Origin of the sequence: Streptomyces geranii (genome assembly GCF_002954775.1) — a bacterium.
GTDB classification, from domain to species: Bacteria; Actinomycetota; Actinomycetes; order Streptomycetales; family Streptomycetaceae; genus Streptomyces; species Streptomyces geranii.
The window spans coordinates 1-21,092 of sequence record NZ_PJME01000086.1; the positions used below are offsets into that span (position 1 = coordinate 1).

14 protein-coding genes are annotated in these 21,092 nt (G+C 72.8%); 9 read left to right on the top strand and 5 right to left on the bottom strand.

The window, feature by feature from the left end; genetic code table 11:
- Positions 1 to 155 precede the first annotated feature (155 nt).
- Both CW359_RS43735 and CW359_RS43740 read right to left on the bottom strand, forming a co-directional pair.
- Entirely contained in the window at positions 156 to 1,412 is a 1,257-nt protein-coding gene (locus CW359_RS43735) for a serine/threonine-protein kinase (RefSeq protein WP_105975840.1), read from the bottom strand.
- Positions 1,413 to 1,769: 357 nt separating this feature from the next.
- Entirely contained in the window at positions 1,770 to 3,545 is a 1,776-nt protein-coding gene (locus CW359_RS43740) for a serine/threonine-protein kinase (RefSeq protein WP_105975841.1), read from the bottom strand.
- A gap of 386 nt (positions 3,546 to 3,931) precedes the next feature.
- Here CW359_RS43740 and CW359_RS43745 point away from each other — a divergent pair, with 386 nt between their 5' ends.
- The 5 genes from CW359_RS43745 to CW359_RS43765 all read left to right on the top strand — a co-directional run bounded on the left by CW359_RS43745 (position 3,932) and on the right by CW359_RS43765 (position 13,987).
- On the top strand, positions 3,932 to 7,585 hold the full coding sequence (locus CW359_RS43745) for an FHA domain-containing protein (RefSeq protein ID WP_105975851.1): 3,654 nt from the start codon (positions 3,932 to 3,934) through the stop codon (positions 7,583 to 7,585).
- A 347-nt stretch (positions 7,586 to 7,932) separates the two neighbouring features.
- Complete coding sequence (locus CW359_RS43750; protein WP_105975842.1) at positions 7,933 to 9,318, top strand: ABC transporter substrate-binding protein; 1,386 nt, start codon at positions 7,933 to 7,935, stop codon at positions 9,316 to 9,318.
- Between the two features lie 10 nt (positions 9,319 to 9,328).
- The gene (locus CW359_RS43755; protein ID WP_105975843.1) at positions 9,329 to 10,675 is read left to right on the top strand and encodes a carbohydrate ABC transporter permease; all 1,347 of its coding nucleotides are present in this window, start codon (positions 9,329 to 9,331) and stop codon (positions 10,673 to 10,675) included.
- 86 nt (positions 10,676 to 10,761) lie between these two features.
- Complete coding sequence (locus CW359_RS43760; protein ID WP_332875059.1) at positions 10,762 to 11,565, top strand: carbohydrate ABC transporter permease; 804 nt, start codon at positions 10,762 to 10,764, stop codon at positions 11,563 to 11,565.
- Between the two features lie 148 nt (positions 11,566 to 11,713).
- Positions 11,714 to 13,987 carry a bifunctional glycosyltransferase/CDP-glycerol:glycerophosphate glycerophosphotransferase gene (locus CW359_RS43765; RefSeq protein WP_105975845.1) on the top strand — a complete coding sequence of 758 codons (2,274 nt, stop codon included), beginning with the start codon at positions 11,714 to 11,716 and terminating at the stop codon, positions 13,985 to 13,987.
- 26 nt (positions 13,988 to 14,013) lie between these two features.
- On the opposite strand, the gene CW359_RS43770 is transcribed toward CW359_RS43765, so the two are convergent.
- Positions 14,014 to 14,427, bottom strand: coding sequence for an organic hydroperoxide resistance protein (locus CW359_RS43770; RefSeq protein ID WP_105975846.1), 414 nt, complete (start codon positions 14,425 to 14,427; stop codon positions 14,014 to 14,016).
- 123 nt (positions 14,428 to 14,550) lie between these two features.
- Here CW359_RS43770 and CW359_RS43775 point away from each other — a divergent pair, with 123 nt between their 5' ends.
- Positions 14,551 to 15,021 (top strand): MarR family winged helix-turn-helix transcriptional regulator, encoded by a 471-nt coding sequence (locus CW359_RS43775; RefSeq protein WP_105975847.1) that lies wholly within the window; start codon positions 14,551 to 14,553, stop codon positions 15,019 to 15,021.
- Here CW359_RS43775 and CW359_RS43780 read toward each other — a convergent pair.
- On the bottom strand, positions 15,018 to 16,535 hold the full coding sequence (locus CW359_RS43780) for a glycosyltransferase family 39 protein (RefSeq protein WP_232838860.1): 1,518 nt from the start codon (positions 16,533 to 16,535) through the stop codon (positions 15,018 to 15,020). The two genes, CW359_RS43775 and CW359_RS43780, sit on opposite strands and share 4 nt — an antisense overlap.
- Positions 16,536 to 16,652: 117 nt before the next feature.
- On the opposite strand from CW359_RS43780, the gene CW359_RS43785 reads away from it, so the two are divergent.
- Both CW359_RS43785 and galE read left to right on the top strand, forming a co-directional pair.
- Positions 16,653 to 17,930, top strand: a complete 1,278-nt coding sequence (locus tag CW359_RS43785) for a glycosyltransferase 87 family protein (protein ID WP_408647593.1) — start codon at positions 16,653 to 16,655, stop codon at positions 17,928 to 17,930.
- 46 nt (positions 17,931 to 17,976) lie between these two features.
- Positions 17,977 to 18,969 carry a UDP-glucose 4-epimerase GalE gene (gene galE, locus CW359_RS43790; RefSeq protein ID WP_105975849.1) on the top strand — a complete coding sequence of 331 codons (993 nt, stop codon included), beginning with the start codon at positions 17,977 to 17,979 and terminating at the stop codon, positions 18,967 to 18,969.
- Here the strand turns inward: galE and CW359_RS43795 are convergent.
- Entirely contained in the window at positions 18,902 to 19,747 is an 846-nt protein-coding gene (locus tag CW359_RS43795; protein WP_105975850.1) for a class I SAM-dependent methyltransferase, read from the bottom strand. The genes galE and CW359_RS43795 overlap by 68 nt on opposite strands.
- A 51-nt stretch (positions 19,748 to 19,798) precedes the next feature.
- Here CW359_RS43795 and CW359_RS43800 point away from each other — a divergent pair, with 51 nt between their 5' ends.
- Complete coding sequence (locus tag CW359_RS43800) at positions 19,799 to 20,776, top strand: ADP-ribosylglycohydrolase family protein (RefSeq protein ID WP_408647594.1); 978 nt, start codon at positions 19,799 to 19,801, stop codon at positions 20,774 to 20,776.
- The last annotated feature ends 316 nt before the right edge of the window (positions 20,777 to 21,092 follow it).

Here is a 21,092-nt window from a genome sequence, read left to right on the forward strand (position 1 = left end):
TCCTCAAACGCCGGACGGGCTGAAAAACCAAGCGCCGGCCGGCACCCCCAGCCCGTCCGGCGTTTGAGGACGAGCGCGTTCAGCGCGATACGGGGGTTCGGGGGCGGAGCCCCCGAAGGATGGGACGGGTAGGGGCGGCGGGGGCGAGGAAACGCCTACGGGGACGCCGGTGTCGAGTTCTGGGTGTCCGGGGTGGTCGCTCCCGCGTCCTCCCCCGACGTCGCCGCCCACGTCCCGACCCCCACCGCGGCCACCAGAACCACCCCGGCCACCCCCAACGTCAGCCTCCGCCGACGCGCCGACGCCGCCCGGTGGCGGGCCGAGCCCGGCCTCGGGGCGCCCGCCGGGCGCGGGACGCGGGCCGTGCCCAGGGCGCCGCCCGCCAGTTCGTCGGGGCCGGGCACCCGCATCGACGTGTGCGTGTCCCGGTTGGAGTCCGGCTTCGCCCCGCGCACCAGCGGCACCGCCCCCCTCCGCACCCGCTCCCCCACAGGCACGGCCACCTCCTCGTACCCCTCACCCCGCACCCCCGGCTCCGCCGCCTCCGGCGACTCCGAGTCGGGCTCGTCCACGTCCAGCGGCGGCATCCCCACCAGCAACGGCAGCTGCTCCCGCAACCGCACCCCCAGCTCCGACGCCCGCAACCGCGACGCCGGCGCCTTCGCCAGGCACTGCACGAGCAGCTGCCACAGCTCCTCGGGGATCCCGGGGAGCGGGACCACCGTCTCCGTGACGTGGCGGCGCAGCACCGCGCCCGGGTGGCCGCCGCCGAAGGGCGTGAAGCCGGCCAGCAGCTCGTACAGGACGGTCGCCAGCGCGTAGATGTCGACCGCCGCGCGCGGGGGCAGCCCCTCCACGATCTCGGGTGCCAGGTAGTCCGGCGTACCGATGATCTTCGTGGCCCGGGTCCGCCGCGGTGAGTCGATGAGTTTCGCGACGCCGAAGTCCGTCAGGAGGGCGGGGTGGGAGCCGCCGGGGCCCAGGGGGCCCTGCATGTCCAGGAGGACGTTCTCCGGCTTCACGTCGCGGTGCACGACCCCGGCGGCGTGCGCGGCGGCCAGCGCGTCCGCGATGTCGGCGACTATCGCGACCGCCGCCTCGGGGGCGAGCCTGCGCTCCCGGTCGAGCCTGGTGCGGAGGTCCGTACCCCGCACCAGGTCCATGACGAGCGCGAGGTCGTTGCCGTCGACCACCAGGTCCCGTACGGACACGATGTGCGGGTGTTCGAGACCGAGCAACGCGGTCCGTTCCTGCACGAAGCGTCCGACGAGCTCCTGGTCCGACGCCAGGTCCTCGCGCAACAGCTTGACGGCGACGGGCCCCTCGGGTCCCTCGCCCAGCCACACCGTGCCGGCGCTGCCCCGCCCCAGGATCTGGTTGGCGGTGTACCGGCTGCCGATCTTCCGTGCCAAGACTGCTCCTACAGACGCGTGTTGCCGACGCTGCGCCGATCCACGGGACCAGCCCCGGACCCCCGGCCGCCAAAGCCTCGCTCAGCCGACAAAACTACGCGCCCGGAGCCGTAACCTTCACCGCTGGGACGGAAATCACCCGCCAGGTGTCGACAAATCCCCAGAGTCGCACCGGATTCACCGGCACGGCACAGCCCGGCTGCTCCACAAATGCCCCGACTGGCTGCCGATTGCCCGAACCGCGCCGGCCCGACCGGACGACGGACCGACCAAGCACCCGAGCGGCCAACCGCCGGGTCGCCGACAGGACTTCGGGGTTACGCAGCTACGCAGCTACGGAGTTACGGAGTTACGGGGCTACTGCCCAGGCGGGTTTCCCGAGCCCCCCGAGCCCCCGCCCAGGTCCCCGACCCAGCCGCTGACCGTGTCGATCCAGTCGCCGATCTGCTCGAAGAACCCCTTCGTCGAGCCGATCCACCCCTGCAGCGGGCTCAGTTCCCAGATCAGCCACGCGGCGACGAACAGGATGATGATCGTGAACAGGCACCCCTTGAGGCAGCCGAGCCCGGGGATCTTCATCGGGTTGGCGCTGCGCTGCCGGGGTTCCCTCGGCTCCCTGGGCTCGCGCGGTGGCCGGGCCTCGGGCTGCTGGGGGCGCTGGGGCTGCCGCTGCGGCGCGGGGGCGGGCGGCGCGTACCGCTGTTGCGGCTGCTGCTGCGGGGGCGCGTACTGCTGGTGCTGGGGCGGCTGCGCGGGGGCCTGCTGTCCGGGGCCCTGCGGATAGCCGTATCCGGGCGGGGGCTGCTGCTGGCCTCGCTGCTGCTGGTACGGCGGCTGCTGGGGCTGTTGCTGCGGCGGCCGGCCGGGCTGCCGCTGGGGGCGGCGGCGCAGCGGGTCCTCGCCGGGGTCCAGGTACTGGACCTGCGTCTGCTCGTTGCGGTCGCGGGCGGCGCGCAGCTGGTTCTGCCAGGGGTGCGGCTCCTCGGGGCCGCCGGGGCCACCGGGTCCGCCCGGCCGGCCCTGCGGGACCGGCGGAAGTACGGCCGTGGGGTCCGCGGCGCCTGCGGAACCCGCGCCCACGGCGCCGGGCACGCCGGTGTGCGGCAGGACGCTGGTGGCCGCGTTCGGGTCGTACGCCCCCTGCCCCTGTCCCTGCATGCCCGCGCCCGCGCCGTACGGCAGCACCTGGGTCGGGTCGCCGGAGCCGGGGACCGCGGTCGGCGCCGGATCGGGGGCGAGCAGGTGGACGACTCCTTCGGCCGCCGCGATCTGCATCGAGTTGGCGTGCACGCCGATGCCCTCGGCGACGACGCGGAGCCCGCGCGCGAGGTTCTCGGCGCTGGGCCTTTCGTCCGGGTTCTTGCGCAGGCAGCGCTCGATGACCGTCCACAGGGGCTCGGGCACGGTCGAGGGGCGGCGCGGCTCCGCGGTGAGGTGCTGGTGCAGCACTTCGAGGGCGGACCCGCCGCCGAACGGCGGGCGGCCGGTGACCAGCTCGTACATCAGGATTCCGGCGCCGTAGATGTCGACGGCGGAGGTCTGCGGGCGGCCCTCGGCGGACTCCGGGGCGACGTACGCGGGCGTGCCGACGAACTCGTGGGTGCGGGTGAGGCCCGGGGAGTCGGCGAGGCGGGCGATGCCGAAGTCGGTGAGCATCGGGTGCATCCGGCCGTTGTCCTGCATGAGCAGGACGTTGGCGGGCTTCAGGTCGCGGTGCACGACGCCGTCGGCGTGGCTGACGGCGAGCGCGTCGGCGATCTGGGCGGTGAGGAGGGCGGCGGCGACGGGCGTGAAGGGGCCGTTCTCGCGCAGGTAGCGGTGCAGGTCGGGGCCGTCGATGAGGTCCATGACCAGGGCCAGCAGATCGCCCTCGACGACCAGGTCGCGCACCCGGACGATGTTCGGGTGGGTCAGCCGCAGCAGCACGGACCGCTCGCGCAGGAAGCGCATCACGATGTCCGCGTCGTTGGCGAGCTCCTCCTTGAGGACCTTGATCGCCACGGTCTCGCCGGGCTGGCCTGGCACGGCCGCCTCGGCCCCCGCGGTCTCCCGCTGGCGGGCACGCCAGACGGTGCCTGTGGCGCCGCGTCCCAGCGGCTCCTCAAGGAGGTACTTGCTCCCTACCGGCCGCACGTCTTGGCTCCCTTACGTACGCAAGTGTTCCGACCCACTGTAGTGCCGCGCTCCCGGGAGAATCGTTTGGACGGGACGTTCGGGAAGACGTCCCGAACGGTCGTCCCGGTTGCCGAATCCCGAACGTGACCGATCTCAAAGCGATAACCAAACCGATCCCAAACGGACAAGCGCCGGTCACTGGTCAGGCACTTTTGCGGGCAGAGGCGACCATTCAAGATCACTTATGGGTGGGGGGCGGGCGCGTTGTCAGTGGCAGGTGCGAGGATGCCTCCAGTACTGGCCGACGTGCTCGTGTGCGGTGGGGGAAGTCCGCGGTGGTGGGACCCGTGGCGTGGCTTCGCCCTCCTTCACAGGTGCCCGTGCAGAAGGGACCGCTGACGGCGATGCAGATCCGGCTGACCGTCGTAGACCCGCTGGGGCCGCCCTCGGAGCCGTGGGCGCGTGCCGCGAGCTGCGACGTAGTGGTCACCGCGCCCGCCGGCACGGCGCTCGCCGCGGTCGCCTCGGCCCTGGCCTCCGCGGTCGCGGGTGACGGGGCGTCGATGCCCGAGCGAGGCCGGGAGCGCGAGAGCGGCGGCCCGGTGGTGCTGTATGTGGGCGACCAGCGCCTCGACACCCAGCGCTGCACCCTGGGCGAGCCCCCGCTGGTCGACGGCGCCGTGCTGGCCCTCGGCACCCCGGCCGAGCCGGAGCCGCACCCCGAGGCGGACGAGGCGGCGGCCCAGCTGCATGTGGTGGCGGGCCCTGACGCGGGCGGTGTCCATCTGCTGCACGGCGGCCGGATCACCATCGGCCGCTCCGCCGACGCGGACGTCCCGCTGGACGACCCGGACGTCTCCCGGCTGCACTGCGCGGTCACGGTCGCGGCGGACGGCCGCATAGCGGTCGCGGACCTGGGCTCGACGAACGGCACGACGCTGTCGGGCGCCCGCCTGGGCACCCGCCCGGTCCGGCTCGCGCCGGGCGCGCTGCTGCGGATCGGCGAGTCGGCCCTGCGGCTGACCCCTCCCGGCGACGCGGGCACGCGCGTGGGCACGACCCCGGACGGCGAGGGGCACGTGCGCGTGAGCGTCGCCGAGGGCCTTACGTCCGGTGCGGGCGAGGCGAAGGACAAGGACACCGAGGCCGACACCCACGACCGCCGCACCGCCCGCACGGCACCCACCACAGGGGCGTCCCTTCCGGCCCAGGCGCAGCACACGCGCGTGCAGCCCGGCGGCGCCCCGAAGCCGCCCTCCGGGGAGACCCATCACGCGTACGGCTCGGCGAGCTGGGGAGCCGCCGGGAGCGCACCCGAGTCGCGCGGCGCGCGCGGCCCGGCACCGGAGGCGGCGCAGCCGCTGGTCCCCGGGCAGGGCCGGGCACCGCGGATCGAGAGCCGGGGCACCAAGGGCACGGCGGGTGCGGCGGGCGCGGGCAGGTTCTCCAGCGGTTCCGGTGACACCCACGGCGCCGGTTTCGCCGTACCGGAGCGGCCCGGTCCCGAGCGGGCGGCGGGGGCCGCGTCGGTGCCGCACGCCCGCTCACGCTTCGAGGGCGACGGGGCCGACGAGACCGGCGAGGACACAGCGGTCCCCGGTGACGCCGGGGGCGGCGGACGCAAGGGGACGCCCCTGCGGGGTACCGACGTCCCGCCCGGTGTGCGCAGGCGCGGCGGGCTCTCCAAGTGGGCCCGACGGCTGACCGGCGGACGCCCGGAGCAGGAACAGGCCGAGGACGAGGTGTACGAGGACGAGGAGCCGCCGGCCGACCATGCGGCCCCGGAGTTCCCTGACGCCCTCCCGCAGGCGCCGGAGAGCTGGCCCGACCCGGCAACCCTGCTGCTGACGGCCCTGGGCCCCGGCCCCCGCCTCTGGGAGCGCGGCCCGGGCCACCCGGAGGCGCTCACGGTCCGGCTGGGTACGGCGGACCGCGCGGCCCCCGACGGCTCGGGACTGCTGCCCGCCGTCCCCGTGACGGCCGGGTTGCGCGAGGTCGGGGCGCTCGGACTGGCGGGCCCGCGCGCGCGGCTCGCGGGACTGGCCCGCGCGGTGGTGGCCCAACTGGCCGCGCTGCACTCCCCGGAGGCGCTGGAGATCGTCCTGATCAGCACGGACCGCTCGCGTACGCCGGAGGAGCGCACCGCGGAGTGGTCCTGGCTCGGCTGGCTCCCGCATCTGCGCCCCGGGCACGGCCAGGACTGCCGGCTCCTCCTCGCCTACGACCGCGAACAGGCCACGGCCCGCGCGGACGAACTCCTGCGCCGCCTGGAGGACCACGACGCGGAGACGACTGGGGCTGGGACCGGGACTGGGAGTGCGAAGCCCCTCGCCCACGGTGCCGGGGAACCGGCCCGGCGCCCCTCCTGGGCCCGGGACGACTCCGCAGGGGCGTCGGGGCCGGGCGGTTTCGCGGGTCCGTACACCGTGGTCGTCGTGGACGGCGATCCGGGCGGGGCGGCCGTCCGGGAGGCCGTCGCGCGGCTCGCGCACGAGGGCCCGCGGGCCGGGATCCATGTGGTGTGCCTCGCGGAGACGGAGGCGGCGTCACCCGCGTCCCCGGTGACGGAGACGTACGAGGCGGCGTGCGCGGTCTCGCCGCCGTTCCGTGAGTGCGGGGCGGTGGCGCTGCTGGGCGGTGACGTGGCCACGGCACTGCATGTGATGCGGGTGGCCCGGGCGGGCGTGACCGCGTCCGGGCGGCCGGACCCCGCCGAGGCCGACCTCGGCGGTCGCGCCGGGCTGGTCGGACAGGGCTCCGTGGCCGCCGTGGACGCGGTGTCCCTGGCCTGGGCCGAGCGGTTCGCGCGGGCGCTGGCCCCGCTGCGGACCGACGGTGCCGCCGGAGGACGCCAGCAGCGGGTCTCCGCGCCCCTGCCGCAAGCGGCGCGGCTGCTCGACGAGTTGGGGCTGGCCCGGGCCACCCCGGCGTCCCTGATGGCCCGTTGGGCGGACGCCGCCGACGACACCGAGACGCTCGGCGGCCGGGCCTGGGCCGTGCTCGGCGCCGGTCCGCGCGGCCCGGTGGGCGTGGACCTCGCGGCCGAGGGGCCGCATCTGCTGATCGAGGGCCCGCCCGGCAGCGGCCGTACGGAACTGCTGCGGGCGGTCGTCGCGTCACTGGCCGCCGCCGAGCGCCCCGACCGGCTGGGCATCGTCCTGATGGACGGCCGGGACGGCACCGGCGGAAGCGCGCCGCACGGCGAGGGCCTGCGGGTCTGCACCGACCTGCCGCATGTCACCACCCACCTCACGGCCAACGACCCTGTCCGCATGCGGGAGTTCGCCCAGTCGCTCAGCGCGGAGCTGAAGCGGCGGGCGGAGTTGCTCGGGCGGGTGGGTTTCGCGGAGTGGCACAACGGGCGCGAGTTGTCGGGCCGGATCGGCCCGCAGCGCTCGAAGTCGGGGGCGGGGACGCACGGTTCGGTGGGAGCGGGAGCGGGGGCTGGGGCCGGGGTCGAGGAGGGCGCGGGGGATCTCGACACGCCGCCCAGTTCGACGTTGCGGCTGCGGCCGGCGGCGAGTCGGCGGCGTACGGAGACACCGCCGCTGGCGCGGCTGGTGGTGGTCGTGGACGATCTGGACGCCTTGGTGTCGCCGCCGTTGGGGTCGCCCGGGCGGCCGTCGGCGGGGTCGGTGGTGCGGGCGTTGGAGGCGGTGGCCCGGGAGGGGGAGCGGCTCGGGGTGCATCTGGTGGCCGCGGCGGGGGTCGGGGGGCGGACTGCGGAGACGGAGCTGGCTCGGGGGGCGGCGCTGCGGGTCGTGCTGGACGCGCCGGCGCCGGGGCCGGACGAACCTGCGGCGGGCCGGGGGAGGTTGAGCGGTGCGGACGGCAGGGGGATCCCCTTCCAGGGCGGCCGGGTGACGGGCCGTATCCCGCGCACGGCGACGCTGCGGCCGACGGTGGCGACACTGGACTGGCAGCGCATGGGCGACCCTCCGACCCGCCGCCCGGTCCGCGAACTGGGCAACGGGCCGACGGACTTGGCGCTGCTGGCGAGCGCGTTGGAACGGGCGGCACGGTCGGTGTCGGCGGTGGAGGTACCGTCACTGCTCTGAGCCGGGGCCGACTTTTCCTCGCCCCCGCCGCCCCTACCCGTCCCATCCCCGGGGGCTGCCGCCCCCGGACCCCCAGCTTTGTCCTCAAACGCCGGACGGGCTGGGTATTCAGCCCGTCCGGCGTTTGAGGACGAGCGCGTTCAGCGCGATACGGGGGTTCGGGGGCGGAGCCCCTGAAGGATGGGACGGGTAGGGGCGGCGGGGGCGAGGGAAAAAAGGACACGACACCGTCACGATCGTCCAGTTGACACCGCAGGCGTACTTGCCGACCCCAACGACCCGGCGTAGACCAGAGCCCACGGGACAGCGCCGAGCACGTTCAACGACGAACGACGAACGGGGCAGACATGCGCAGCACGCCACGCACACGCACGCTACGTACACGCACCCTCACCGCCGCCCTCTCCGCCACCGCCCTCACCCTCGCCCTCACCTCCTGCGGCTCCGGCGACGAAAGTCCGGACACCGCGGACACCAGTACCGGCACCGGCGGTGACACCTCCTCCTCCGTCCAACTCCCCAAGCTCGACGGGCAGACCCTGGAGGTCGCCGCCGTCTGGACCGGGCCCGAGCAGGACAACTTCACCAAGGTGCTCGCGGAGTTCGAGAAGCGCACCGGTGCGAAGGTCAACTTCGTGCCGACCGGCAACAACACCTCCACGTTCCTCGGGACGAAGATCGAGGGCGGCAAGCCCCCGGACGTCGCGTTCCTGCCGCAGGTCGGCGTACTGCACCAGTTCGCCGAGAAGGGCTGGATCAAGCCGCTCGGCGCCGATGCCCAGGCGCAACTCGACAAGAACTTCTCCGCCGGCTGGAAGGACCTCGGCGCCTTCGAGGGCAAGCAGTACGGCATCTACGTCAAGGCCGCCAACAAGTCCCTGATCTGGTACAACACCGCCGCGTTCGAGGCGGCCGGGATCACCGAGACCCCCGCCACCTGGAAGGACTTCATCTCCACCGCCCAGACCCTCTCGGACGCCGGCTCCCCCGCCGTCTCCATCGGCGGCGCCGACGGCTGGACCCTCACCGACTGGTTCGAGAACGTCTATCTGTCGCAGGCGGGCCCGGAGAAGTACGACCAGCTCGCCCAGCACGAGATCAAGTGGACCGACCCGTCCGTCAAGGACGCCCTCACCACCCTCGCCGAACTGTGGGGCAAGGACGACCTCATCGCGGGCGGCCGTTCCGGCGCGCTGGCGACCGAGTTCCCGAAGTCGGTCACCCAGACCTTCTCCGGTGACACCCCGGCGGCGATGGTCTTCGAGGGCGACTTCGTGGCCGTCAGCATCAACGCGGACACCAAGGCGAAGATCGGCACGGACGCCAAGGTGTTCCCGTTCCCGGCGGTCGGCGACCAGGCGCCCGTCGTCAGCGGCGGCGATGTCGCGGTGGCCCTCAAGGACGGCGCGGGCGCCCAGGCGCTGCTCACCTTCCTCGGTTCGACCGACGCGGCCGAGATCTGGGCGGCCCAGGGCGGCTTCCTCTCCCCCAGCAAGGCCATGGACCAGGCCAGTTACAAGGACGACGTCACCCGGGACATCGCCAAGGCCCTCATCGCGGCCGGCGACGACTTCCGCTTCGACATGTCCGACCAGGCCCCGGCGGCCTTCGGCGGCACCCAGGGCGTAGGCGAGTGGAAGGACCTCCAGGACTTCCTCAAGAACCCGACGGACATCGCGGGCGCCCAGCGGAAACTAGAGGCCGACGCCGCCAAGGCGTACAAGAACGGCTGACGGCCCCGGCATGGAGTCGCAGACAGCAACAACCTCCTCCTCAACAACGCCCTCCTCCGCCCACCACAAGAGCGTCACCGGCACCCGCTGGTGGATCGCCGGCCTCTTCCTCCTGCCCGCCCTGATCCTGCTCGGCTCCCTCGTCGTCTACCCCATCGGCTACTCGGTCTGGCGCAGCCTCTACGACGCCGACGGCTCCGGCTTCGTCGGTCTGGAGAACTACGGCGACATCTTCACCGACGACGCCACGCTGACCGCCGTACGCAACACGGCGATCTGGGTGGCCGTCGCCCCCGCACTCGTCACCGCGCTCGGGCTGATCTTCGCGGTGCTGACCGAACGGGTGCGCTGGGGTACGGCGTTCAAGCTGATCGTCTTCATGCCGATGGCGATCTCGATGCTCGCGGCGGGCATCATCTTCCGCCTCGTCTACGAGGCGGACCCGAACCAGGGCGTCGCCAACGCGATCGTGACGTCCGTCCACGACGCCTTCGTCGACTCCTCGGTCTATCCGAAGGCCCGCCCGAACGCCCAGGTCAGCGATCTGAAGGCGTCCGGCGGGGGCTCGTTCACGTCCACCGGGACGGTCAGCCCGGGGACGCCGGCCCTCGTCCCCCTCGTAGGCATCGCGCCCAACAAGCTCCCCGGCACGCCCGAGGACGCGAAGGCGCCCGCTGGAGGCTCCGGGATCAGCGGGACCGTATGGCTGGACTTCAAGCTCGGCGGTGGCGGTACGAAGGGGCAGGTCGACCCCGGTGAGAAGGCGCTGAAGGGGGTCAAGGTCGAGGCCGTGAAGGACGGGAAGGTCGTCGCGTCCGCGACCAGCGGCGCCGACGGGACCTTCGCTCTTCCCGCCGACGCCTCCGGCGCCCAACTGCGGCTGCCCGGTTCGAACTTCGCCGCCGCCTACAACGGGATCGACTGGCTCGGGCCGACCCTCGTCACCCCCGCCATCATCGGCAGCTACGTGTGGATGTGGGCCGGGTTCGCGATGGTGCTCATCGCGGCGGGGCTCGCGGGCGTGGACCGGAATCTGCTGGAGGCGGCGCGGGTCGACGGCGCCAACGAGTGGCAGGTGTTCCGTCGGGTCACCGTGCCGCTGCTCGCGCCCGTCCTGGTCGTCGTCCTCGTCACGCTGATGATCAATGTGATGAAGGTGTTCGACCTCGTCTACATCATCGCGCCGCAGCCCAGCCAGGACGACGCCAATGTCCTGGCCCTCCAGTTGTTCCTGTCGTCGTTCGGCGGTGGCGGCAACTACGGCGTCGGCAGCGCGATCGGCGTCATCCTGCTGCTGCTCGTCCTGCCGGTGATGTTCGTCAATCTCCGCCGACTCAGGAAGGAGCGTCAGCGGTGACGGCTCTCGACCCCGCCCTCGACGCACCCGTGCGTGCCAGGCGCTCCTTCGCCGCCCGCGTGGCCAGTGGCACCGCCGGTGGTGTGATGCGGCTGTTCCTGATCCTGGTCGCGCTCTTCTGGACGGTACCGACGCTCGGGCTGCTCGTGTCGTCGTTCCGCGACCCGACCGCCATCGCCTCCTCCGGGTGGTGGAAGGTGTTCACGGCGCCCGGGCAGCTGACCGCCAAGAGCTACGAGACGCTGCTGGAGAACGACGCGATCACCAGCTCCCTCCTGAACACCATCTGGATCACGGTCCCGGCGACGCTCCTGGTCGTCGTGATCGGCGCGATGGCCGGATACGCCTTCGCCTGGCTGGACTTCAAGGGGCGCGACTGGTGGTTCCTGGTCGTCGTCGCGCTGCTCGTCGTCCCCGTGCAGGTGGCGCTGATCCCGCTCTCCGATCTCTTCGGGAAGATCGGGATCTTCGGCGACATCATCGGGGTGGTGCTGTTCCATGTGGGGTTCGGGCTGCCGTTCGCGATCTTCCTGCTGCGGAACTTCTTCGCGGAGATCCCGCGCGAACTGCTGGAGGCGGCCCGGCTGGACGGCGCGGGCGAGATCAGGCTGTTCGCGACCGTCGTCCTGCCGCTCGCCGGGCCCGCCATCGCGTCCCTGGGGATCTTCCAGTTCCTGTGGGTGTGGAACGACATGCTGGTCGCGCTGGTGTTCTCCGACTCCCAGTCGCAGCCGCTGACGGTCGCGCTCCAGCAGCAGGTACGGCAGTTCGGCAGCAACATCGAGGTGCTGGCGCCGGGCGCGTTCATCTCGATGGTGATCCCGCTGGCCGTGTTCTTCGCGTTCCAGCGGCAGTTCGTGTCGGGGGTGATGGCGGGCGCGGTCAAGTAAACGGATAAGCATCTCACTTGTGAGGTAACGGCTCCAAACGGCAATGTCCCCCACATGCCGCAATCGGCGTAACCAAGTCACTCCATCGGCCGTTCCCGGGCAGTAGGCCCGCGCAGTCCCCGCAGACCCGCCGACCCATGGATGTGCCTTGCCCAGGTTCAGTGTCATCGTCCCCGCGTACAAGGTTCAGGCGTATCTGCAGGAGTGCCTGGACTCGGTGCTCGGTCAGTCGTATCCGGATCTCGAAGTCATCGCCGTCGACGACCACTCGCCCGACTCCTGCGGTGCGCTGATCGACGAGTACGCGGCGCGGGACGCCCGGGTGCGTCCCGTCCATCTGCCGGAGAACGCCGGGGTGGGCGGGGCGCGCAACGCGGGGATCGAGCGGGCGAGCGGCGACTACCTCGTCTTCCTCGACGGCGACGACACTCTCGCCCCGGACGCGCTGCGGGCGGTCGCCGACCGGATCAAGGAGGCGGGCGACGCGGACGTCGTCGTCTACGACCACGCGCACGCCCTGTGGACCGGCGAGACCGTCCGCAGCCCGTACGTCGGACAGCTCACCGAGCAGGGTCCGGCACCCTTCCGGCTCGACGACCGCCCGCTGCTGCTCAAGCTGCCGCCGGTGGCCTGGAACAAGGCGTACCGCCGGGAGTTCGTCGAGCGCGAGGGCCTCACCTTCCCGCCGGGCGGCTACGCGGACCTCCCCTGGGCGGTCCCGGCCCTGCTGGCCGCCGAGTCGGTCGCGACCCTGGACCGGGTCTGCGTCCACCACCGCAGGCCGCGCCGGACCGCCGAAGCCCCCACCGGCGACGGCCACTTCGACCTGCACGAGCAGTACGACCGGGTCTTCGCGTTCGTCGACGCGCGCCCCGAACTGACGCACTGGCGGCCGGTGCTGTTCCGCCGGATGGTCGACCAGCTGGTGTCGGAGCTGGGCCGCACCGACCGGCTGCCGCGTGGCGCCCGTGCCGAGTTCCTGCGCAAGTCCCGTGCCCACTACCGCCTTTACCGCACCCCGGGCGCGGCCGTACCGCTGCACTCCCGGCTCCGGCACCTGCTGGTCCGCACCGGCAGCTACCGCACGTACCGGGCGGTGCGGCTCGCGTCCGCCCTGCGGCGTCGGCTCACCCGCTTCACCAAGTCCCTCGGCCGCAGCGTCCGTTCGGCCGCGCTGCGGCTGCACTACCGGGTCCAGCTGCGGCTGCCGCTGCGCGCCGACCGGGCCGTCTTCACCAGTCACTCCGGGCGCGGGTACGGCTGCAACCCGGGCGCCCTGGAAGCCGCGTTCCGCTCCTTCGTGCCGGGCATGCGGACGGCGTGGGTGGCCCGGCCCGAGCACCATCACACGCTCCCGACGGCGACCGCCCGGGTCCGGCCCGGTACCGCCGCCTACTGGACGGCGCTGGCCCGCTCCAAGTACCTGGTGAGCAACGTGAGTTGGGAGGAGCGGTTCACGAAGCGGGCCGGGCAGGTGGTGATCCAGACCCAGTACGGGACCCCGCTGAAGCGGATGGGCCTCGACCTCCAGGACCGGCCGGCCGCCGCCCGTGACACCGACTTCACCGCGCTCCTCGCGGACGTCGACACCTGGGACCACTGCCTGTCGGCCAACCGCCACTCCACCCTCGTACAGGAGCGCGTCTTCCCCGGCGGCTACCGCACGCTGGAGACCGGGCAGCCCCGCAACGACGTGTTCCAGCAGGCGACTTCGGCGGACGTGACCCGGCTGCGCGAGTCGCTCGGCATCCCGGAGGGCTCGGTGGCGATCCTGTACGCGCCGACCCACCGCGACTATCTGCGCGGCCCGCGTCTCACCCTCGACCTGGAGCGCGTGCTGCGCCAACTCGGCCCGCGCTACGTCCTGTTGGCCCGCGCCCACCACGTCCACGACGCCCCGCTGACGCACGCCTCCGGCGGCCGGCTCATCGACGTGACCGACCATCCGAGCGTCGAGTCGCTCTGCCTGGCCTCGGACGCGCTGGTCACCGACTACTCGTCGCTGATGTTCGACTACGCCAACCTGGACCGGCCGATCGTGATCCACACGGACGACTGGGAGGCGTACGAGGCGGCCCGCGGCACCTACTTCGACCTGCGCGCCTTCCCGCCGGGGGCGATCTCGCGCAACGAGGACGAGCTGATCGACATCTTCGCGACCGGCCACTGGCGCGGCTCGCGCTCCACGCAGTTGCGGACCGCGTTCCGCGAGCGGTTCTGTCCGTACGACGACGGGCGAGCCGCCGAACGCGTGGTCCGGCGGCTGGTGTTGGGCGAGAGCGGCGGGCAGCCGTCGGTGATTCCGCTCGCCGAGCGGCACCCGGTGCCGTCGGCGGCGGCCTCGTTCGGCGACGCGCCGCTGGCGAGCGTGCCGCGACCGCAGCCCAGCCCGGACGGCGCGGCCGTCACCAACGGCTCCTGACCGACGTACCAGTTGATGCCGACGTACTACTCGATGACGAGGTCGACCTCGATGTTGCCGCGCGTCGCGTTGGAGTACGGGCAGACCTGGTGGGCCTGCTCGACCAGCTTGCGGCCGGTCTCCGCGTCGACGGTGTCGGGCAGCTCGACGCGGAGCGCGACCTTGAGGCCGAAGCCCTCGCCCTGCTTGCCGATGCCGACCTCGGCGGTCACGGCGGCGTCGCTGACGTCGACCTTGGCGGCGCGGCCGACCAGGCCCAGCGCGCTGCCGAAACAGGCGGCGTAACCGGCGGCGAAGAGCTGCTCCGGGTTGGTGCCCGCGCCGTTGCCGCCCATCTCCACCGGGATGCCGAGCGGGAGGTCCACCTTGCCGTCGGAGCTGACGGCGCGGCCCTCGCGGCCGTGCGTGGCGGTGGCGACTGCGGTGTAGATGGCGTCCATGGGACCCGTCCCTCTCGTCAAGGTTTCTCGGGGAGCCCCTCACGGGGTTCCTTCTGGAGATAACTAAAGCACACAATTAAATTGTGCACAACTAAATAACGGGCAAAGAGGTACTCTGGAGTCATGTCAGCCACCTCCGCCGAAGCCTCCGCCGAGGACTTCCTCCGTCTCGACCAGCAGATCTGCTTCTCCCTGAACGCGGCGTCGCGCGCCTTCAACGGCGTCTACCGCGTGGTCCTCAAGGACCTCGGGCTCACCTACCCGCAGTACCTGGTGATGCTCGTCCTCTGGGAGCACGGCCCGCTGCCCGTGAAGAAGGTCGGCGAACATCTGCGCCTCGACTCCGGCACGCTCTCGCCGCTGCTCAAACGGCTGGAGACGGCCGGGCTCGTGCGGCGCGAGCGCAGTGCGCGGGACGAGCGGTCGGTGGAGGTTCGGGTCACCGAGGAGGGGGTCGCGCTGCGGGAGCGGGCGGTTCAGGTGCCTCGGCGGATCGTGGCTGCGACGAGTTTCGACGTGGAGGAGATTCGGGCTCTGCGCAGTCGGTTGGACGAGTTGACGTCGGCGTTGGACTCGGCGGCGCTTGAGGGTTAGGCGGGTGGGGTTGTCGGTCGGCCGCGGGTTCGTTGTGGCTGGTCGCGCAGTTCCCCGCGCCCCTTCAGGGCGCGCTCGTACAGCCGTAGGTTCACTCCGGCGTCCCTGTACTCGCGCCTCTGCACGAACTCCCTCTCCACCAGCGCCCGTTTGAGGCGGTCGGTCGGGGTTTCCGGGTGCCAGTTCGGGCGTAGGGCGTACGGCTCTGCCACCAGCCATACCTGGTCGAGACCCGCCAACCGCCGCCGCAGAGCCTCCGGGGACAGCTCGACCCCGTACAGCGTGCCGGAGGCCCCCGCAGGCTTCGCCAATGCCACGTCCCGTACCCCCCTGAAGCCCTTCGGGTACGCCAGTGCCGAGCGGCGGCCGAGGGACGGGAGGAAGAGGACCGGGTCGCCGGGGCGGAGTTCGCGGGACGCGAGTGCGGAGGCCGTGGCCAGGTTGTCGCCGCCTCTGTGGGTCATCGTGCGGTCCTGGCGGAGGAGCGGGAGCTGGTGGGCGCAGACCATGGCCACCGCCAGTGCGCCGGCCACCGTGACCGTCGCCCGGGGCAGGCGTGGTGCGGCCCGGGCGATTCGGTCGGCTCCGGCGGCGATCAGGAGGGGGGCTCCCGCGAGGGCGTACAGCACGTAACGGGCATCGTAGAGCGGTGACCACTGGGAGACCGTCATGAGGATCGTGGGCGGCACCAGGAGGAGCGGGAGGGCCACCGCCGGGAGGGGTGGGGCACCGGTGGGGCCGGTTGGCCAGGGGCGGCACAGGGCCACGCCGATGAGGAGCAGGCAGGGGACGAGCACCCCGTTCGTCGGGCCGGCGAACTGGCGTACGAGGTGGTCGACGCTGTCCTGGCCGGGGGGCCGCAGCCAGGCCACCTGTGCCGACTGGGCGTGCGAGAGCAGGGCCAGGGGGAGCACGGTGAGGGTCACGGCGGCTGCCGCGCACAGCCAGCGCGTCCACATCCGGCGGGGGGCGCGGGTGAGGGCGAGGGTCGTGGCGTGGGCCAGGAGGAGCAGTACGGCGAACTCGTGGAGGAGGCAGGTGACGGCGAGGACCGCTCCGTACGCGGTCCAGGAGCGGCCCGCGAGCGCCCGTACGAGCAGCAGCGTCGCGGCTGTGGCGCCGGCCGCGACCAGGGCGTACGAGCGGCCCTCCTGGGCGTAGTGGCCGACCATCGGGGTGACCGCGTACAGCAGGCCGGCCCAGAGGCCGACGCGCGGGGCGGCCAGGCGGGTGCCGAGGGCGGCGACCAGTCCCGCGGTCGCGGTGGCGGCGAGGACGGACGGGAGGCGGAGCAGCACCTCGCCGGGGTGGACGACGAGGACGGGCCGCATGAGCAGGTAGTACAGACCGTGCACGGCGTCGACCTCGTGCAGCAGCCGCCAGATCTGCGGGACCGTGCGCCGCGCGACCTGGAAGGTGGCGGCCTCGTCACGCCACATGCCGCCCCGGTCGAGCCCCCAGCAGCCGATCGCCAGCATGACGGCCATGGGGAGGGCGGCTGTGTTCCGTTTCATCCCCTTGTCCATCGGCCTGTTGATCACCGGCCTGATTTTGTGGGATTAGATCGTCTTTCGCGGTGATTGGCGGCGAATTGACGTGAATATGGCATCCGACCGGCTTACGATCCCGCCGTGACGAGACCCCCCACCCCCAGGAACCACCGCCTCCTCACCCTCGCCGTCGGCTGGGCCGTCTCCCGCGCCCTGATGCTGTGGCTGCTGGTCCACGACGACGTCCCGCTGCTCGGCGGCGGTGGTGTCGCGCGTGAGGTGCAGCAGTTGTATTTCCGCTGGTACGGCGTGCTCACCCAGGGCGCGTTCCCCGTGGACGACAAGCTGTGGCAGTACCCGCCGGGCGCCGGGCCGGTGCTGCTGTCGCCCGCGCTGCTGCCGACGCTGACGTATTTCGAGGCGTTCGTGGCGCTCACGCTCGCCACCGACGCCCTGATCCTGCTGGCCCTCACGCGCGCGGGACGGCGTCCGGGCCGCTCCCTGCGCGGGGCGGTCTACTGGACGGCGGGTCTGCCGCTGCTCATCCAGGTGCCGCTCGCACGCTACGACGTGCAGGTCACGGCGTTCGCCGTCATCTCCCTGTTGACGTTGGCGCGCTCCCCGCGCGCGTGCGGCGCCTTCGCGGCACTGGGCGCCCTGGTGAAGGTCTGGCCCGCGCTGGTGCTGCTGGGCATGCCGAGGGGCCGTACGACCCGGTCGGCGTGGACGTCCGCGACGGTGACGGCGACGGCCGCGCTGGCGCTGCTCGCGGTGGCCTTCAGCAACCCCTTCTCCTTCCTGCGGCAGCAGGAGGGGCGGGGCGTGCAGATCGAGTCGTTCGGCGGTACCGCGCTCTCCCTCGCCTCGCACGCCGGGTGGGAGGGGCGCGTGCGCTACCAGTACGGCGCGATGGAGTTCGTGGGTCCGTACGTGTCGTCGGTGGCCGCGCTGTCCCTGGCCCTGACGGCCGTGGCGTTCGGGCTCCTGCTGCTGTGGCGGGTGCGGGCCAGGCACTGGACGGAGGCGACGCCGTTCGACGCCGCGCTGACCGCCGTGCTCCTGTTCACGATCACCAGCCGGGTGATCAGCCCGCAGTACATGATCTGGCTGCTCGGCCTGGCCGCCGTCTGCCTGACCTCGCACCGCACCACCCAGCGCCCGGTGGCGTGGCTGCTGCTGGCCGCCGCCGCGGTGAGCAGCGTCGCCTATCCGGCGCTGTACGGCGAGGTCATCCAGTGCAGCCGGACGGGCGTCGCGGTGATGGTCGTACGCAACGGTCTGCTGCTGGCGGCTGCGATCATGTCCTTCGTACGGTTGTGGCGGGCGGCGCGTCCGGCCACGATTCCGCACCCTTCACAGCCCGTGTCACAGCCCGTGTCCGTCGCTTCGCTCCCCGAGCGGGAACTGAGTGCGCCTTAACAGGAGTTAACTGACAAAGCCCGACCGGACGAGGGGACGACCGCACATGACCTGGCTGATCACCGGCGGTGCCGGCTATATCGGGGCGCATGTCGTCCGTGCGATGACCGGGGCGGGCGAGCGGGCCGTGGTGTACGACGACCTGTCCACCGGGATCGCCGAGCGGGTGCCGGACGGCGTGCCCCTGGTGGTCGGCTCGACCCTGGACGGCGAGCGGGTGACGCGCGCGCTGCGGGACCACGAGGTCACGGGCGTGGTCCATCTGGCGGCGAAGAAGCAGGTGGGCGAGTCGGTGGACCGCCCCCTGCACTACTACCGGGAGAACGTGGAGGGGCTGCGCGTCCTGCTGGCCGCGGTGACGGCGGCCCGGGTCCCGTCCTTCGTCTTCTCGTCCTCGGCGGCGGTGTACGGCATGCCGGACGTGCACCTGGTGACGGAGGAGACACCGTGCGCGCCGATGAGCCCGTACGGCGAGACGAAACTGGCGGGTGAGTGGCTGGTCCGCGCGACGGGCCGGGCGACGGGCCTGTCGACGGCGTGTCTGCGCTACTTCAACGTGGCGGGCGCGGCGGCCCCGGAGCTGGCGGACGTGGGCGTCTTCAACATCGTCCCGATGATCTTCGAACGCCTGACGGCGCACGAGCCCCCGCGCGTCTTCGGCGCCGACTACCCGACCCCGGACGGCACGTGCGTACGGGACTACATCCACGTGACGGACCTGGCGGAGGCCCATGTGGCGACCGCCCGGGCGCTGATGGCGACGCCGGGCCGCGAACTCACCCTCAACGTCGGCCGGGGGGAGGGTGTTTCGGTGCGCGAGATGATCGACCGGGTGAACGAGACGACGGGTCACGCCCTGCCCCCGGTGATCGCCCCGCGCCGCCCGGGCGACCCGGCGAGGGTGGTGGCCTCGGCCGACCGCATCGCCACCGAACTGGGCTGGAAGGCGAAGCACGACGTCCAGGACATGATCAGATCGGCGTGGGAGGGCTGGGTACGCCTGCACCCGGAGGCGGGGACGACGACGCCCGGGCGGTAGCGACAAGGAGCGGCTGGAAGAACCCGGTCGCGGCGGGCTCCGCCCAAGTCACCTCGGAGAACCCGGAGTCGGCGACGAACCCGGCCAACTGCCGCTGCCCAAGCGCCCAGTAGGTGGCCCGCCGCACCCGCACGGCCCACCTCTCCTCCCCCGGCTCCTCCTGCTCCTCCAGCAGGAAGTGCTCCAGGTCGTACCGCTCCCCGTCCGCGTGCCACTCCCAGAGCTGGAACCCGACGGCACGCCCGCCCCCGGTCCCCGACACGCTCGGCGGGGTGGCGGTGGGCCGCGCGGCGCGGATCTCGTCGTACGGCCGTGTACTGACGATCAGCAGCCCGCCGTCCCGCAGCACGCGCCGCATGTCGCCGAGAGCGGCCCGCACGTCCGCCTCGGTGAGCAGATGGGGCAGGGCGTTGTCGGCGCACACGACCACATCGAACCGCCCGTCCGGGAAGGGCAGTTGCCGCATGTCGGCGACGGCACCCCGAATCCGCACCCCCCGATCACCGGCCTCGACGAGAGCCCGCCGGACGGCCACCGCGCTGATGTCGGTGCCGACGACGTCGTACCCCCGCATCGCGAGCCCGATGGCCTGCGTACCGATCCCACAGGCGCAGTCGAGCAGCGCGGCGCTGTCGGCCACCGCCCCGAGCCGCTCCCGGACGACCCGGTCGAGGGCGGCGCCCTGCCGGGCGACACTCGCGTCCCAGTCGGCGTAGAGGAGGTGGTAGTCGGCGGCGAGCCGGTCGTAGAAACGGGCGGTGGGCGAGGTGTCGGGCATGGGGGGACGGTAGTGGAGGTGCCGGGGCGGTGTGCTCCGTATCCTGCGGCTGTGAACGACCAGGGTGTTCAGCGGGAGCGGGAGCGGCGGGAAGAAGAGCAGCGGGCGCTGCGGGCCGTCGGGGCCGTCCTCGGTTCGGCCGTCGGTGACGCGCTGGGGGCGCCCTTCGAGTTCGGGCCCGAGGGTGCCTTCTCCGCGCGTTTTCCCGCCGTCGGCCAGGGCGGTGAGATGTGCGGGGGCGGCGGCTGGGACCCCGGGGAGGCGACCGACGACACGCAGATGGCCGTGCTGGTCGGGGAGTCGCTGCTGGAGTGCGGTGGGCTCGAACTCCCGGACGTCTTCAGGCGGTTCAGGCGGTGGGCGACGAGCGAGCCGAAGGACATCGGGCTGCAGACGGAGGCGGTGCTGTGCGGCCCCGACGACTGGGACACGGCCGCCGCTCTGCACTTTCAGTCCAGCCAACGCGGCGCGGGCAACGGCGCGTTGATGCGGGCGGCCACCTCGGCCGTGTACTTCGCCGACGCGGGCCGGTCGGCCACGATGGACGCCGGCCGGCGTATCGCCGCGCTCACCCACGGGGACCGTGCCGCCTGGGAGGGGACCGCCCTCTGCCACGAGCTGGTGCGGGTCGCGCTCGACGGCGACGACCCGCTCGCCGCCGTACCGGACGCCCTCGCCGAGGTCCACCCCGGCCACCGGGCCCGGTACGCGACCGTCCTCGCCCCCGACTGGCATCCCGACCTGGCCACCGAGTTCAACGGCGCCGTCTGGCCCTGCCTCGGCTCCGCCGTCTGGGCCCTGCGGACCACGTCCTCCTACGAGGAAGCGGTCCGCGCGGCCATCGACCTCGGCGGCGACACGGACACCGTCGCGGCCGTCACCGGCACCCTCGCCGGAGCGGTGCACGGCGTCGCAGGCATCCCGGCGCGCTGGACGGAGCCTTTGCACGTACCCCTGCCGGGGTTCGGCGAACGGGTGCTGCGCGCACCGGAGTTGGAGATCCTGGCGCGCGGCCTGGCAGCCCGCTAGGTCCTGTCGTCAAATTCCCGTCGTCGCCCGTAGGGCGGCTCCGCGGCGTCCGGTGCGTGCTCTCGGCGTGCCGGGTGCAAGCCCTCGTACTGGTGGTACGTGGGCTTGTGCCCGGTGCGGCGAGTGGGGGTCCCCCCTCTGGGGGAGCGTGCCGGGCGTCGCGGAGCAGGCGGGAATTTGACGACAGGGCCTAGTAGGGCTTTGTTAGGTCTCTTGTCGCGGCGGCAGGCTGGTGCTTCTCTGCAGGGATGAGGGCAGATGAACTCTCAGCGTGTCGTGGCCGGTTGGAGGAGTTCGCCGGGGAGGTGTTCGCGCC

What these genes read in the sequence shown, in the direction of transcription:
- CW359_RS43775 (WP_105975847.1), top strand. Translation starts at nt 14,551, where the DNA reads ATGTCAGCCACCTCCGCCGAAGCCTCCGCCGAGGACTTCCTCCGTCTC.
- CW359_RS43770 (WP_105975846.1), bottom strand. Translation starts at nt 14,427, where the DNA reads ATGGACGCCATCTACACCGCAGTCGCCACCGCCACGCACGGCCGCGAG.
- CW359_RS43750 (WP_105975842.1), top strand. Translation starts at nt 7,933, where the DNA reads ATGCGCAGCACGCCACGCACACGCACGCTACGTACACGCACCCTCACC.
- CW359_RS43745 (WP_105975851.1), top strand. Translation starts at nt 3,932, where the DNA reads ATGCAGATCCGGCTGACCGTCGTAGACCCGCTGGGGCCGCCCTCGGAG.
- CW359_RS43795 (WP_105975850.1), bottom strand. Translation starts at nt 19,747, where the DNA reads ATGCCCGACACCTCGCCCACCGCCCGTTTCTACGACCGGCTCGCCGCC.
- CW359_RS43760 (WP_332875059.1), top strand. Translation starts at nt 10,762, where the DNA reads ATGCGGCTGTTCCTGATCCTGGTCGCGCTCTTCTGGACGGTACCGACG.
- galE (WP_105975849.1), top strand. Translation starts at nt 17,977, where the DNA reads ATGACCTGGCTGATCACCGGCGGTGCCGGCTATATCGGGGCGCATGTC.
- CW359_RS43780 (WP_232838860.1), bottom strand. Translation starts at nt 16,535, where the DNA reads ATGAAACGGAACACAGCCGCCCTCCCCATGGCCGTCATGCTGGCGATC.
- CW359_RS43755 (WP_105975843.1), top strand. Translation starts at nt 9,329, where the DNA reads ATGGAGTCGCAGACAGCAACAACCTCCTCCTCAACAACGCCCTCCTCC.